The following is a 14,226-nucleotide window of genomic DNA, read 5'->3' on the forward strand; positions in this document are numbered from 1 at the left end:
GGGATCCGTTCCTCGCTGTGTTCTCACACAGCGAGGAACGGGGCGTGGCTTGTCAGGCTGGGTCGGTCGCACCACGTCAGGGAGGACTGGCCGTGAATCAGTACACCGGCTCGCGCGCCGTTGTGGTCGGGGGCTCGATCGGTGGCCTCACCAGTGCGCTGCTGCTGCGCCGACTCGGCTTCTCGGTCGACGTCTTCGAGCGGACACCCGAGCAGCTGGACCACCGCGGTGGCGGCATCGTGCTGCAGCCGATCACCATGAAGTGGTTCCACGAGCACAGCGCGCACCGCATCGAGGACCTCAGCACCCGTTCGAGCAAGCTGCGCTACATCGGTGCCCGCAACGAGATCGTGTTCGAGGAACCCGCCGAGTGGCGGTACACCTCGTGGGGCTCCGTCTACCGCGCGTTGCTGGCGGACTTCGGAACCGAGCACTACCACCTGGGCGAGTTCTGCGCCGGTTTCGACCAGGACGCCGACGGGGTCGACCTGCGCTTCGTCTCGGGCCGCCGGGAGCGCGCCGACCTGGTGGTGTTCGCCGACGGCATCACCTCCACCGGCCGCCGGCGGGTGTTCCCCGACCTGGAGCGCGAGTACTCCGGCTACGTCGGCTGGCGCGGCACCGTCCGCGAGGACCAGGTCAGCTCCGGGACCCGCGCGCTCCTCGACGACGCCCTGAACTACAACGTCGCTGACCACAGCCACATCGTGCTCTACACGATCCCCGGCATGGACGGCGAGCTCACCGAGGGTAGGCGGCTGATCAACTACGTCTGGTACCGCAACGTGGCGCCGGGCCGCGAGCTGCACGAGCTCACCACCGACACCCGCGGGTTCGAGTGCCCGGTCTCGATCCATCCGGGGACGGTCCAGCAGCGCTACGTCGACGAGCTGCGGGAGGCCGCCGTCCGCGATCTGGCTCCCGGACCGGCCGAGGTCGTCACCCGGACCGATGAGCCCTACATCCAGGTCGTGTTCGACACCCGGATCCCGGGCATGGTCGACGGGCGGGTCGCGATCATCGGGGACGCGGCGTTCGCCGCCCGCCCGCACGCGGCCGCGGGCTCGGCGAAGGCCGCCGCTGACGCGTGGACGCTCTACGAGCACCTCGGCGCGGCGACCGACGTCCGGGACGCCCTCGAGCAGTGGGAACCGGGCCGGCTCGAGCTCGGCAACCAGCTGATCGACCGAGTGGCCGCGATGGGCGCCCGCTCGCAGTTCACCAACACCTGGACCCCGGGCGACCCGGAGCTCCGCTTCGGGCTCTACGCCCCGGGCGTCTGAGAACGGACCACACATGATCCTGCAGAACAGCTTCGTCATCGACGTCCCCGTCGAGGATGCATGGAAGGCGTTGAACGCCCCGGAGCTCGTCGCTCCCTGCTTCCCCGGCGCCGCTCTGACCGAGTTCACCGGGGACACCTTCGCGGGCGTCGTGAAGGTAAAGCTCGGTCCGATCTCGCTGACCTACAAGGGCGAGGGCGTCTACGTCGAGCGCGACGACGCCGCACGGCGGGTCCTCATCTCCGCGACCGGCCGCGACTCCCGTGGGAACGGAACGGCCAAGGCCCAGGTCACCGGCACGGTCTCGGAGGCAGGCCCCGGGCGCAGCGAGGTCCGGATGACGACGGACATGGCCGTCACCGGCAGGCCGGCCCAGTTCGGCCGCGGCGTGATCTCGGATGTCGCCGACAAGATGATCAGGCAGTTCGCGACGTGCCTCGCGACCACCCTCGCGCAGGATGACGCTCCCGCTGCACCCGGACCGGGCCCGGCGACCGCGCCGGCTGCTGGGATCTCCGCTCGTCCCGTACAGCCCGCTCCGTCGGCGACATCGCAGGAAGTGCTCGACGTCGGTGACCTGCTGTCGTCGATGACTCCGGCCTGGATCCGGAGATGGGGTCCGGCCGTCGGCGTCGCAGTCCTCCTCGCACTCGTGGTGGGCCTGGCCCGCCGCCGCAGCTGACACGACGGGTCGCGCGGCGCGGTACGCGTCGGGGAACCGGCACGGACCGCTGGACGGATCTCCTCCAGAACATCGCCGGATCAACGGGCCGGTGCCGGAAATGCTCCGTGTACGGGAGTGGATCGAGGGAGCCGATGGCGAGCGGGGCGACGAGGTCGAGCACGCACTCCGGAAGATCGAGGGCTGCGTACTCCCTCATGGCAGGTGTCTTGTTGCTGATGATGCTGGGAGGGACCATCCCGGCTCCGCTGTACGGGCTGTACCGGCAACAGATCGGTTTCGGCGAGTTGACGATCACCATCGTGTTCGCCGCCTACGCCGGGGGAACGCTCCTCGCCCTGTTGTTCCTCGGCGGCATCAGTGACCACATCGGACGGAAGAAGGTCCTGGCCGGCACGGTCGTCGTGGCCGCTGCCAGTACGGTGGTGTTCCTCGTGGCATCCGCGGTGCCGCTCCTGATCGTGGCCCGGGTGCTGAGCGGTATCGCGGTCGGCCTCGCCACCGGAACCGCCACCGCCGCCATCGCCGAGCTCCATCCGCGCGGGGATCAGAATGCTGCCGCCGTCGTCGCGTCGGGCGCCAATCTGACCGGTCTGGGCCTGGGGCCGCTGCTGGCGGGTGCGCTCGCCCAGTACGTCCCGGGGCCCACGACGACCGTGTTCTGGGTCTATCTCGGCCTGCTGCTCCTGGCCGCCTGTGCGCTCGTGGTGGTACCGGAGACGGCCGTCGGGCGGGACGGGGTCGTCGTGCTCACACCGGACGTCGAGGTTCCCGCCGACCTGCGGTCGGTGATGGCCGGAGCCGCCCTCGGGATCTTCGCCGCGTTCACGCTCCTCGGTCTCTTCAGCAGCTTGACACCGACATTCCTGACAGAGGGATTCGGGGTCCGGAATCTGGCCGTCGTCGGTGCGGTGTCGTTCCTGATCTTCGCTGCAGGTGCGATCGGCCAGGCGGTCTCTGCTCGGCTGCCCAGCAGGCGTTCGGCGGCGACGGGACTCGTGCTGCTGCTACTCGGCCTGGCCGCACTGGACTCCGCGCTCGTCATCACGGCGCTCTGGCTGTTCCTGCTGGCCACCGTCGCCAGCGGTGTCGCGATCGGCTTCATCTTCCGCGGCGGCCTGGCCGAGCTCAATCGCCTCGTTTCCGCCGACCGCCGCGCAGCCGTGGTCTCCGCCTTCTTCCTCGCCGGCTACCTGGGCATGTCGGTCCCGGTCGTTGTCATCGGCGTCGGCTCCGAGGTCACGAGTACGGTCACGAGCACGCTCCTCGTGTCCGCGCTGCTGGCGGTGGTCATCGTGGTGGCTCTCGGCGTGGTGCTGCGGACCTTCGGAGCGCGTACTCGGCCGGTGCGTCCCCGCGCACCGTCGGACGGTCCGGCGTTCCCCGCTGACGACAGCGGGACCGAACCCGAGCGTCCGGGCCGCTGACCCGCTGACGCCCCGGAGCGGGGACACGGTCTCGCGGCCGGGATCTCGTGCCGCACCGGCCGGTGGCCGTTGCGCCGCGACACCGGAGCCGTAGGCTCGGCCGGGTGCCGACCTCGGACGCCCGGTGAGCGGGCTCTTCGCACTGCTGGACGACGTGGCCGCCCTCGTCCGGCTGACCGCGTCGTCGCTGGACGACGTCGCGGGCGCCGCCGGGCGGGCCGGTGCGAAGGCCGCCGGGGTGGTCGTCGACGACGCCGCCGTGACGCCCCGCTACGTGCAGGGCCTGCGCCCGGAGCGGGAGCTGTCGATCATCTGGCGGATCGCCAAGGGATCGCTGCGGAACAAGCTCCTGATCATCCTGCCGGTGGCGCTGCTGCTGAGCCAGTTCGCGCCGTGGCTGCTCACCCCGATCCTGATGCTCGGCGGGCTCTACCTCTGCTACGAGGGCGCGGAGAAGATCTGGGAGAAGCTGTCCGGCCACGAACCCGATCCGGAGGCCAAGGACGAGGCCGCCGCGGCCGATCCGGAGGGCCACGAGCGGAGCGTCGTCTCCGGCGCGGTGCGCACCGACTTCATCCTCTCCGCCGAGATCATGGTGATCGCGCTGAACGAGGTCGCCGCCGAGGGGTTCGTGTCCCGCGCCGTGATCCTCGCGGTGGTCGCGGTCGCGATCACCGTGCTGGTCTACGGCGTCGTCGCGCTGATCGTGAAGATGGACGACGCCGGCCTCGCGCTGGCCGCGCGGGACGCCGGAGCGGTCAGCGCGCTGGGCCGCGGACTGGTCCGGGCGATGCCGATCGTGCTGTCGGTGCTGTCGGTGGTCGGCATCGCGGCGATGCTGTGGGTCGGCGGGCACATCCTGCTGGTCGGCGCGGACGAGCTGGGCCTGCACGCGCCCTACGCGCTGGTGCACCACGTCGAGCTGCTGGTGCACGACGCGACCGGGGCGCTCGGCGGGTTCCTCGGCTGGCTCACCAACACGGTCGGCTCGGCGATCGTCGGTGCCGTGGTGGGCGCGCTCGTGGTGGCCGTGGCGCACCTGGTGCCGCGGCGGAGGGCGACCGGCACCGGCGACCACGGCCACGACAGCCAGGACGGTCAGGACCCGGCGGACGCCAGCAGGTAGCGCCGCCAGCCGCCGTGCTCGGTGATGTCGGCGCCGTCCGCCCCCGCGTCGGCGGCGCAGCCGAACCCGACCACCCAGCGGCCGTCGGACAGCTCGACCTTCCCCAGCGACATCGGTGACGGCAGCCCGGCCAGGAACCGGCCGAGCCCGGCGGCCGGGAGGTCCCACAGCTCGCCCGCGATCGGCGCGCCCCGGCCCGGCCCGCAGCGGACCAGGCCGGGTTTCGCGGGCACCGAGGCGAGCGCGACCAGCCGGTAGGCGTCGGAGGTGGTGACCTCGCCGCGGAACCGGGCGCCGAGCACCCGCAGCTGCGGATTGAGCGGCTCGCCGCGCAGGTGCGCGCCGACCACCAGCACGGTGCAGACGTCCGCGGTCAGCAGCGGCCCCGGCGCGCCGCCGGTGATCAGCGCCGCGACGTCCAGCGCGACGTGGTCGTGCATGCTCGGGGACAGCACCGTCACCCCGAACGGCCCGCCGTCGGCGCAGCCGGCGGGCACCGCGACCGCCGGCATGTCGAGCAGGTTGGCGAAGTTGGTGTAGGTCCCGAGCCGCCGGTTGACCCCGACCGGGTCGGCGCCGACCTCGGCCAGGGTGGGGTGCTCGGTGGTGGTGGGCAGCAGCAGCGCCGCGCTGCCGTCGAGCAGGTGACGGGCGTACCTGCGGGCGCGGGCGACCCGGTCCAGGTCGGCCGCGAAGTCGTGCGCCCGCGGCTCGGCGGCGGCCCGCACGATCCCGGCGACCACCGGATCGGCCCCGGCCGGGCGGCCGTCGAGGAAGCCGCCGACCGCGGTGTACCGCTCGGCGACCAGCGCGCCGTCGTAGAGCAGGGTCGCGGCGTCGAGCAGCACCGACACGTCGGCCTCGACGGTGTCCGCGCCGCGGGCGCGCAGCCCGGCGACGGCCCTGGCGAACGCCCGCCGGTAGCCGGCGGTGAGCGCGGCCAGGTCGGCCGCCCGCGGGACGACGACGCGGGGCCGGTCCGGCGCGGCGAGCGGCAGGTCGGCGGGCCAGACCCGGCTGCGCGGGTCCGCCGGGTCGAACCCGCTGAGCACGGCCATCGCCCGCCGGGCGGTGCGCAGGTCGGCGGCGAGCACGGAGACGCAGTCGTAGTCGGCGCAGGCGGGCACCACCCCGGTGGAGGGCACCACGCCGGGTGTCGCCTTCACCCCGACGATGCCCTGGAAGGCGGCCGGGACCCGGCCGGACCCGGCGGTGTCGGTGCCGAGCGCCAGATCGGCCAACCCGAGCCCGACCGCGACCGCCGACCCGGACGACGAGCCGCCGGAGATCCGGTCCGGGTCCCAGGAGCAGCGGACCGCGCCGTACGGGCTGCGGGTGCCGACCAGGCCGGTCGCGAACTGGTCCAGGTTGGTCTTGCCGACGATCACCGCACCGGCCGCGCGCAGCCGGGCGACCGCCGTCGCGTCGGTGTGCGGGAGGTAGGCGTACTCCGGGCAGGCCGCCGTGGTGCGCACCCCGGCGACGTCGATGTTGTCCTTCACCGCGGTCAGCAGCCCGGCCAGCGGCAGCTGCTCGCCGGCGGCCAGCCTGCGCTGCACGGCCGCGGCGTCGGCGAGCACGTCGCGCTCCGGCCGCAGCGTGATCCACACCTCCGGCCGGTCCGCCGCGGCGATCCGCCGGTAGGCCTCGCGGACCCGCTCGACCGGCGGGAGCCCCCGCTCGATCCCGGCGGCGACGTGGCTGTCGGTCATGCTGCCCTTTCCCCGATCACGGCCAGCGAATGGCCGCTGCCCACCTGGTCGCCCGGCGCGACGTGCACCGACAGGACGGTGCCGCTGACCGGGGCCGGGACGTCCATCTCCAGCTTCATCGCCTCCAGGGTGAGCAGCGGCTCGCCCTCGGTGACCCGGTCGCCCGCGGTCACGTGCATCCGCCACACCCCGGCCGCCATCGGCGCCTCGACCACCCGCGCGCCGGGCGGGACGTCGATCCCGGCGGTGGCCCGCGGCGCGGCAGGCGGTGCGGCTGCGGGGGTTCCGGTGGCGACCCGGCCGAGCTCGCCGGAGGCCCGCCAGGCGTCCCGCTCGGCGGCGAAGGCCGCGGCCCGGCGCCGCTCGAACGCCGCGATGGAGCCGGCGTTGCGGGCCAGGAACGCGCGGTGCGCGGCGAGGGTGAACTCGCCGTGCCCGATCTCCGGCTGGAACCGGCCGGCCGCGAACGCGGTCCGCTGCTCGGCGAGCTCGTCCGGGGTGACCGGGTACCAGCGGATCCGGTCGAAGAACCGGAGCAGCCACGGCACGCCGTACTCGAACGGCGGCCGCTGCCGGTAGCCGGACCAGATCGGCACGGTCCGGCCGACGAGCTGGTAGCCGCCCGGCGACTCCATGCCGTAGACGCACAGGTAGGAGCCGCCGAGCCCGACGGTGTCGGCGGCGGTCCAGGTCCGGGCCGGGTTGTACTTGGTGGTGACCAGCCGGTGCCGCGGGTCGACCGGGACGGCCAGCGGCGCGCCGAGGTAGACGTCGCCCAGGCCGAGCACCAGGTACTCGGCGTCGAACATGATCCGCTCGACGTCGTCCGGCCGGTCCAGGCCGTTGATCCGGCGGACGAACTCGATGTTCGACGGCAGCCACGGCGCGTCCGGCCGGACGCCGGCCGAGTACCGCTCGATCGCGGTCCGCACGACCGGGTCGTCGAACGACAGCGGCAGCCGGATGGTGCGGCTCGGCACGGCGAGCTCGTCGGTGGCGGGCAGCCCGTCCTCGATCGCGGCGAGCAGCCCGGCGAGCCGGCGCACCGGCAGCACGTCCGGATCGACGTGCACGTGCAGCGACCGGACGCCGGGGGTGAGATCGACCAGCCCGGCCGGGGCGTGCTCGCGCAGCGCGGCGGCCAGCGCGTGCACCCGCAGCCGCAGCCCGAGATCGAGCACCTGCTCGCCGTACTCGACGAGCAGGTTGTCGTCGCCGCCGCGCCGGTAGGCCACCGCCGGGGCGTCCGGACCGGCCGGCCGGCGGGCGAGCACGCCGTCGTCGCCGTCCGGGCCGGTGCGCAGCCCGGCCGGCAGCCGGGCGCGGGACCGGACGCCGTCCTCGGCGCGGATCCGGCCGGCCGCGGCCGTGCCGACCGGCACGAACCGGACGGTGTCGCCGGGCCGGATCTGGCCGAGCTTCCAGCGGTGCCCGCTGACCACGGTGAGCGGGCAGGCGAACCCGCCCAGGCTGGGTCCGTCCGGGCCGAGCAGGATCGGGGTGTCCCCGGAGACGTTGAGCGCGCCGACGCTGTAGGCGTTGTCGTGCAGGTTCGACGGGTGCAGCCCGGCGTCGCCGCCGTCGGGCCGGGCCCAGCGCGGGCGCGGCCCGGACAGCCGGATGCCGGTCCGGTTGGCGTGGCTCTGCACGGTCCACGCGGTGCCGTAGAACTGCCGCATGTCGTCCGGGGTGAAGTAGTCCGGCGCCGGCTGCGGGCCCTCGGTGACCGCGAGCTCCCACTCGTGGCCGATCTCCGGCCGGGTCCCGGCCGGAGCGGGCTCGCCCGCCGGGCAGCTGCCGGGTGCCAGCACGTCGCCGGTGGCGAGCGCGCGGCCGGTGTACCCGCCGAACCCGCCGAGGGTGAAGGTGGACGCGCTGCCCTGGAACGACGGCACGTCCAGCCCGCCGGCGAGCGCGACGTAGGTGCGCAGGCCGGCGCCGGTCGGGGCGCCGACGTCGAGCAGGCCCCCGGCGGGCACGTCCACCCCGGTCCACATCGGGACCGGATCGCCGTCGACGGTGACCGGGGCGCCGGCGCCGGTGACGCACACCCGGCCGGGCCGGGTGAACCGCAGCGCCGGCCCGGTCAGCGTCGCCTCCAGCGCCGGCGTGCCGTCGGGATTGCCGAGGCACCGGTTGGCCAGCCGGAACGAGAGGTCGTCCATCGGCCCGGACGGCGGGATCCCGACCTCCCACAGCCCGGTGCGGCCGGGCAGGTCCTGCACGGTGGTCATGGTGCCGCCGCGGAGCACGTCGATCCGGGCGGCCGATCCGCCGGGACCGGCGGCCAGCGTCGCGGTGGTGTGCCGGGCCCGGCGCACCACCGGTTCCCGCACGGCGGCCCGCAGCTGGTCGAGGTTGGTGCACACGCCGTCGATCGCGGTCGCGTCCAGGGCGGCGCCGAGCGCGTCGAGCGCGGCCGCCCGGGTCGGCCGGTGCGCGACGACCTTGGCCAGCATCGGGTCGTAGTGGTGGCCGACCACGGTGCCGGTCTCCACCCAGCCGTCCACCCGCACGCCCGGCCCGAACGCGACCCGGGTGAGCAGCCCGGACGACGGCCGGTGGTCCCGCGCCGGGTCCTCCGCGCAGATCCGCGCCTCCACCGCCACCCCGGTCACCGGCGGCCCGGTGTCCGGGACGCCGTCGAGCAGGTCGTGCTCGCCGCGGGCCAGCCGCAGCATCCAGCCGACCAGGTCGATCCCGGTGACCAGCTCGGTGACCGGGTGCTCCACCTGGAGCCGGGTGTTCACCTCCAGGAACGAGGCGGTGCACCGGTCGGCGTCGTAGACGAACTCGACGGTCCCGGCCGAACGGTAGGCGACCGACCGGGCCAGCGCCCTGGCCGTCGCGGTGACCGTCGCGGCCACCGCGGGCGGCAGATCGGGCGCCGGTGCCTCCTCGACCACCTTCTGGTGCCGCCGCTGCAGCGTGCAGTCCCGGGTGCCCAGGCTGACCACCCGGCCCGCGCCGTCGCCGAACAGCTGGACCTCGACGTGCCGGGCCCGGGTCACGTAGCGCTCGCAGAACACCCCGGACGAGCCGAACTGGGCGGCCGCGGTGCGGGTCACCGAGGCGAACGCGGCGGGCACCTCGTCCGGCCGGTGGCAGACCCGCATGCCGATCCCGCCGCCGCCGCCGACCGCTTTCAGCACCACCGGGTACCCGATCCCGGCGGCCGCCGCGACCGCCTCGTCCGGGGAGCCGAGCAGCCCGGACCCGGGCTGCACCGGCACCCCGGCGGCGCGGGCCGCGGTGCGGGCCGCGTGCTTGTCGCCGAAGGCCCGCAGCTGCCCGGGGGTGGGGCCGACGAACCGCAGCCCGGCCCGCTCGCAGGACTCGGCGAACCCGGCGTTCTCGGCGAGGAACCCGTACCCGGGATGCACGGCGCCGGCGCCGGTGGCGGTGGCCGCGCCGAGCACGGCGTCGGCCCGCAGGTAGGACTCCGCGGGCGGCGCCGGGCCGAGCCGCACCGCGTGATCGGCCTCCAGCACGTGCAGCGCGTCGGAGTCGGCGTCGGAGTACACGGCGACCGTGCGCAGGCCGAGCGCGCGGGCGGAGCGGATGATCCGGCGGGCGATCTCGCCGCGGTTGGCGACCAGCAGGGTGTCGAACACGGGACTCCAGGTCAGGATCGGGTCAGGGCCGTGGCGGCAGGCCCGACTCCCGGGCGTTCATCGCGACCAGCGCCCGGGTGGCCCGCTCGACGACGATCTCCAGCGAGGCGCCGATGTGCTCGTGCAGCAGCCGGTGCGCGGTCTCCAGCCTGCCGTCCAGCACCCGCTCGACGATCTCGATGTGCTCGTCGATGGAGGTCTCGATGCGGCCGGGGATGATGAAGTCGTACATCCGGACCCGGCGGATCCGGCTGTTCACGTCGGTCAGCACGGCGACCAGCTCGGCGTTGCCGGACGCCGACAGCAGCGCGGCGTGGTACCGCTCGTCGGCGAGCACGAACTCCGGTGCCGGCTGGGGCGGGGCGGCCCGCAGGTCGTGCCAGTACGCCAGCTCGGTCTCCAGCGCCCCGGTGTCGTGCCGGACGCCCGGGTTCTCGATGCACCGGGCGATGCCGCGCAGCTCGACCGCGATCCGCACCTCGTAGAGATCGCGGACCCGGGACACGCTGGGCACGACCACCGAGTAGCCGTACTCCTCCCGGTTCAGCAGGCCGTCGGCGAGCAGCCGGGTCACCGCGTCCCGGACCGGGGTCCGGGACATCCCGTACCGCTTCGCCAGCTTAGGCTCGGTGAGCCGCTCGCCGGCCGGGAAATCGCCGTTCAGGACGGCGTCGCGGATGGCGACGTAGACCTGCTCGCGCAACGGCGGCGGCTGCTCCCCGCCCGGGATCACCGCGGCCGACGACATGACCGTGCTCTGCTCGTCCACGGGTCCATGGTTCCGGGTCGGGCCGCCACGGTGCTGGTTTCCGGCCTGCCGGTTCCCGGCCTGCCGGTTCCCGGCCTGCCGGTTCCCGGCCTGCTGGTCCCCGCCCCGCAGCCCTCCACCGTCAGATCGCCATCGCCGACCGCACGTCGACGGCCGCTGCGCCGCCGCCCGCGCCGGACGCCCGCACCCGGCCCGAGGCCAGCACGTAGTAGCCGCCCGCGACGTCCAGCGCGAAGCCGACGTGCTGTTCGACCAGCAGCACCGACAGCCCGCCGCGCCGGGTGAGATCGACGATGGTGCGTTCGATCTCGGTGACCACCGAGGGCTGGATGCCCTCGGTGGGCTCGTCCAGGATCAGCAGCCGCGGCTCGGTGATCAGCGCGCGGGCGATGGCGAGCTGCTGGCGCTGCCCGCCGGACAGCAGGCCCGCGGCCCGGCCGAGCAGCTCGCGCAGCGCCGGGAACAGGTCCAGCGACTCGTCGATCAGCGCCCGGCCGCGGCGCCGGCCGTCCGCGACGACCTGCAGGTTCTCCCAGGTGGTCAGCTGCCCGAACGACTGCTGGCCCTGCGGCACGTAGGCGAGCCCGCGGGCCACCCGCCGGTTCGGCGGGAGCGCGGTGACGTCCTCGCCGTCGAGCAGCACCCGGCCGGCCGAGGCCGGCAGCAGCCCGGCGGCCGCGCGCAGCAGGGTGGTCTTGCCGGCGCCGTTGTGCCCGAGCACCGAGGTGACGCCGTCGGCGGGCACCTCGACGGTCACGCCGTGCACGACCGTCGTCCGGCCGTAGGCGACGTCGACGCCGTCGACGAGCAGCATCGGCCCACTCATCCGGCCACCTCCGCACCGAGCACGATCGCGGCCTCCTCGGCGGTGTGGTGCCCGGGCCCGAGGTAGACCTCCTGCACCTTCGGGTCGGCCTGCACCTGCGCGACCGTGCCCTCGGAGAGCACCCGGCCGGCGTGCAGCACGGTCACCGACCGGGCGAAGGACCGCATGAAGTCCATGTCGTGCTCGACGACGACGACCGTGTGGTCGCCGCTGATCCGCTGCAGCAGCCGGCCGGTCTCGTCCTTCTCCTCCGCGCTCATCCCGGCGACCGGTTCGTCGAGCATCAGCAGCCGGGCGTCCTGCACGAGCAGCATCCCGATCTCCAGCCACTGTTTCTGGCCGTGCGCCAGGGTCCCCGCGGGGGCGTCGGCCAGCGCGGTCAGCCCGACCGTCTCCAGCGCCTCGGTCACCACCGCCGGGGTGCTGCGCCTGCGGCGCAGCAGCGTCCACGGGGAGCGGCCGGCGCCGGCCGCGATGTCCAGGTTCTGCAGCACGGTGAGCTGCTCGAACACGGTCGCCGTCTGGAAGGTGCGGCCGATCCCGAGCCGGGCGACCGCGTGCACCTTGCGCCCGAGCAGGTCGGCCCCGGCGAACCGGGCGGTGCCGGTGGCGGGCACCAGGCCGGAGACGGCGTCGATCAGGGTGGTCTTGCCGGCGCCGTTCGGCCCGATCAGGAACCGCAGGTCGCCCGCCCCGACGGTGAGGTCGACGTGGTCGACCGCGACGAAGCCGTCGAAGGTCACGGTGAGGTCGGTCAGTTCGAGGTCGTCGGTCATCGCTGGGCCCCTCCGGCCGGTTCGGGTACGGATCGGTCCGCCGGTCCGTCGTCCGCGGGCGGTCCGGCGCGGCGGCGCCGGCGCAGCGTCACCAGCGAGGCGATGCCGCCCGGCAGGAACGCGACGACGAGCATGAACATCAGGCCCTGGACGTAGGTCCAGCCGGACGGGAACTGCTCGGACAGCGACGACGCCGCCCAGGCCACCGCGATCGCGCCGAGCGCGGGCCCGGCGAGGGTGGTGCGGCCGCCGATCGCGACGCCGATGAGCAGCCCGATCGACGGGACGACGCCGACGTCGTTCGGCGAGATGATCCCGACGATCGGGACGAACAGCGCCCCGCCGATGCCGGCCATCAGGGCGGCGACGGCGAACGCGACGGTCTTCACCGTCGCCGGGTCGTAGCCGAGGAAGCGGACCCGCTCCTCGGAGTCGCGGCAGGCGACCAGCAGCTCGCCGTACCGGCTGACCATCAGCTGGCGGGCGACCAGCAGCATCGTGAGCAGCACGCCGGCCGCGATGAAGTAGAGCATCAGCCGGTTCGCCGGGTCCCGCAGCGAGAACCCGAAGAAGCCGCGGAAGTTGTTCAGCCCGGTCGAGCCGCCGGTGGTGGCCGGGTTGCCGACGAGCAGGATCGCGAACGCGGCGGCCAGCGCCTGGGACAGGATCGCGAAGTAGGCGCCGCGCACCCGGCGCCGGAACGTCGCCAGGCCGAGCACGGTCGCCAGCAGCGCGGGCAGCACCAGGATCGCGACGACGGTGACGGCGCCGGAGCGGAACGGCTCCCACCACCACGGGACGCCGTTCGAGGAGATCAGCGTCATGAAGTCGGGGGCCTCGCCGGGCCCGGCGTCGGCGAGCTTGAGGTGCATCGCCATCAGGTAGGCGCCGATGCCGAAGAACACCCCCTGGCCCAGGGTGAGCATGCCGCCGCGGCCCCAGGCCAGGCCGATGCCGACGGCGACCATGGCGTAGCAGAGGTACTTGCCGAGCAGGTTCAGCCGGAAGTCGGACAGCACCAGCGGGGCGACGGCGAACAGGACGACCGCGGCGGCCAGGAACCCGAGCCCGACCGCGTAGCGGCTCCGCAGCAGTGTGGTCACACCAGACTCCTCGTCCGCAGCGCGAAGATCCCCTGTGGGCGGAACTGCAGGAAGGCGACGACGAGCGCGAGCACCAGCACCTTCGCGATCGACGCCGAGGTCGTGTACTCGATCCAGGACTGGGCGACGCCGAGCGAGAAGGCGGCGATGATGGCGCCCTTGAGCTGGCCGAGCCCGCCGACGATGACGACCAGGAAGGCGTCGACGATGTAGCTGCTGCCCAGGTTCGGCGAGATCGACCCCATCAGGGTGAGCGCGACGCCGGCGACCCCGGCCAGGCCGGAGCCGATGAAGAAGGTCAGCATGTCGGTGCGGCGGGTGGAGATGCCGGAGGACTCGGCGAGCTGCCGGTTCTGCACGGTCGCCCGGATCCGGCGGCCGAGCGAGGTGTAGCGCAGCAGCAGCACCACCGCGGTGACCGACAGGACCGCGAGCACCAGGATGAACAGCCGGGACCGCGGGAAGGAGAAGCCGAGGATCTGCACCGGCCCGGCCAGCCAGGCGGGCGCCGCGACGTCCACCCCGGCGGTGCCGAAGATGTCCCGGGCGAGCTGCTGCAGGACCAGCGCCACGCCCCAGGTCACCAGCAGGGTGTCCAGCGGCCGGTGGTACATGCGGCGCAGCAGGGTCAGCTCCAGCACCACGCCGAGCAGGCCGCCGATGACGAACGCCAGCGGCAGCGACGCCAGCAGCGAGAGCCCGGCCGCGCCGAGCGCCTGCTGGACGACGAACGCGGTGTAGGCGCCGGCCATGATGAACTCACCGTGCGCCATGTTGATGACGCCCATCTGACCGAACGTCAGGGCCAGACCCAGTGCCGCGAGCAGCAGGATCGAGCCGACGGACAGGCCGTTGAAGACCTGCGTGACGAGGGTTTCCATGCGTCCTCCGGAGGACCGGCGGCGATG

The 14,226-nt window shown here is 74.0% G+C and carries 11 protein-coding genes; 4 read left to right on the forward strand and 7 right to left on the reverse strand.

Annotation, left to right across the window (positions count from 1 at the left end; all coding sequences use genetic code 11):
• Positions 1–92 precede the first annotated feature (92 nt).
• From ABD160_RS03620 to ABD160_RS03635, 4 genes are all read left to right on the forward strand, one after another.
• Positions 93–1,283, forward strand: coding sequence for an FAD binding domain-containing protein (locus ABD160_RS03620; RefSeq protein ID WP_344018168.1), 1,191 nt, complete (start codon positions 93–95; stop codon positions 1,281–1,283).
• Positions 1,284–1,296: 13 nt separating this feature from the next.
• Positions 1,297–1,965 (forward strand): SRPBCC family protein, encoded by a 669-nt coding sequence (locus tag ABD160_RS03625; RefSeq protein ID WP_344018169.1) that lies wholly within the window; start codon positions 1,297–1,299, stop codon positions 1,963–1,965.
• A gap of 212 nt (positions 1,966–2,177) precedes the next feature.
• Positions 2,178–3,392 (forward strand): MFS transporter, encoded by a 1,215-nt coding sequence (locus tag ABD160_RS03630; RefSeq protein WP_344018170.1) that lies wholly within the window; start codon positions 2,178–2,180, stop codon positions 3,390–3,392.
• Positions 3,393–3,516: 124 nt separating this feature from the next.
• Positions 3,517–4,518, forward strand: coding sequence for a DUF808 domain-containing protein (locus ABD160_RS03635; protein ID WP_344018171.1), 1,002 nt, complete (start codon positions 3,517–3,519; stop codon positions 4,516–4,518).
• On the opposite strand, the gene atzF is transcribed toward ABD160_RS03635, so the two are convergent.
• From atzF to urtB, 7 genes are all read right to left on the reverse strand, one after another.
• A complete protein-coding gene (gene atzF / locus ABD160_RS03640; protein WP_344018172.1) occupies positions 4,491–6,230 on the reverse strand; it encodes an allophanate hydrolase in 1,740 nt (579 codons plus the stop codon). The genes ABD160_RS03635 and atzF overlap by 28 nt on opposite strands.
• On the reverse strand, positions 6,227–9,844 hold the full coding sequence (uca, locus tag ABD160_RS03645) for an urea carboxylase (protein WP_344018173.1): 3,618 nt from the start codon (positions 9,842–9,844) through the stop codon (positions 6,227–6,229). The genes atzF and uca overlap by 4 nt, the downstream gene beginning before the upstream one ends.
• Before the next feature lie 22 nt (positions 9,845–9,866).
• Entirely contained in the window at positions 9,867–10,613 is a 747-nt protein-coding gene (locus ABD160_RS03650; protein ID WP_344018174.1) for a GntR family transcriptional regulator, read from the reverse strand.
• A 121-nt stretch (positions 10,614–10,734) separates the two neighbouring features.
• Positions 10,735–11,439: an urea ABC transporter ATP-binding subunit UrtE gene (urtE, locus tag ABD160_RS03655; protein WP_344018175.1), complete on the reverse strand. Its 705-nt coding sequence runs from the start codon at positions 11,437–11,439 to the stop codon at positions 10,735–10,737.
• Positions 11,436–12,215 (reverse strand): urea ABC transporter ATP-binding protein UrtD, encoded by a 780-nt coding sequence (gene urtD / locus ABD160_RS03660; RefSeq protein ID WP_344018176.1) that lies wholly within the window; start codon positions 12,213–12,215, stop codon positions 11,436–11,438. The genes urtE and urtD overlap by 4 nt, the downstream gene beginning before the upstream one ends.
• Positions 12,212–13,318 carry an urea ABC transporter permease subunit UrtC gene (gene urtC, locus ABD160_RS03665; protein WP_344018178.1) on the reverse strand — a complete coding sequence of 369 codons (1,107 nt, stop codon included), beginning with the start codon at positions 13,316–13,318 and terminating at the stop codon, positions 12,212–12,214. The genes urtD and urtC overlap by 4 nt, the downstream gene beginning before the upstream one ends.
• The gene (gene urtB, locus ABD160_RS03670) at positions 13,315–14,199 is read right to left on the reverse strand and encodes an urea ABC transporter permease subunit UrtB (RefSeq protein WP_344018179.1); all 885 of its coding nucleotides are present in this window, start codon (positions 14,197–14,199) and stop codon (positions 13,315–13,317) included. The genes urtC and urtB overlap by 4 nt, the downstream gene beginning before the upstream one ends.
• Between the last annotated feature and the right edge of the window lie 27 nt (positions 14,200–14,226).

The organism is Pseudonocardia kongjuensis (assembly GCF_039526905.1).
In the GTDB taxonomy this organism is placed as follows: Bacteria; Actinomycetota; Actinomycetes; order Mycobacteriales; family Pseudonocardiaceae; genus Pseudonocardia; species Pseudonocardia kongjuensis.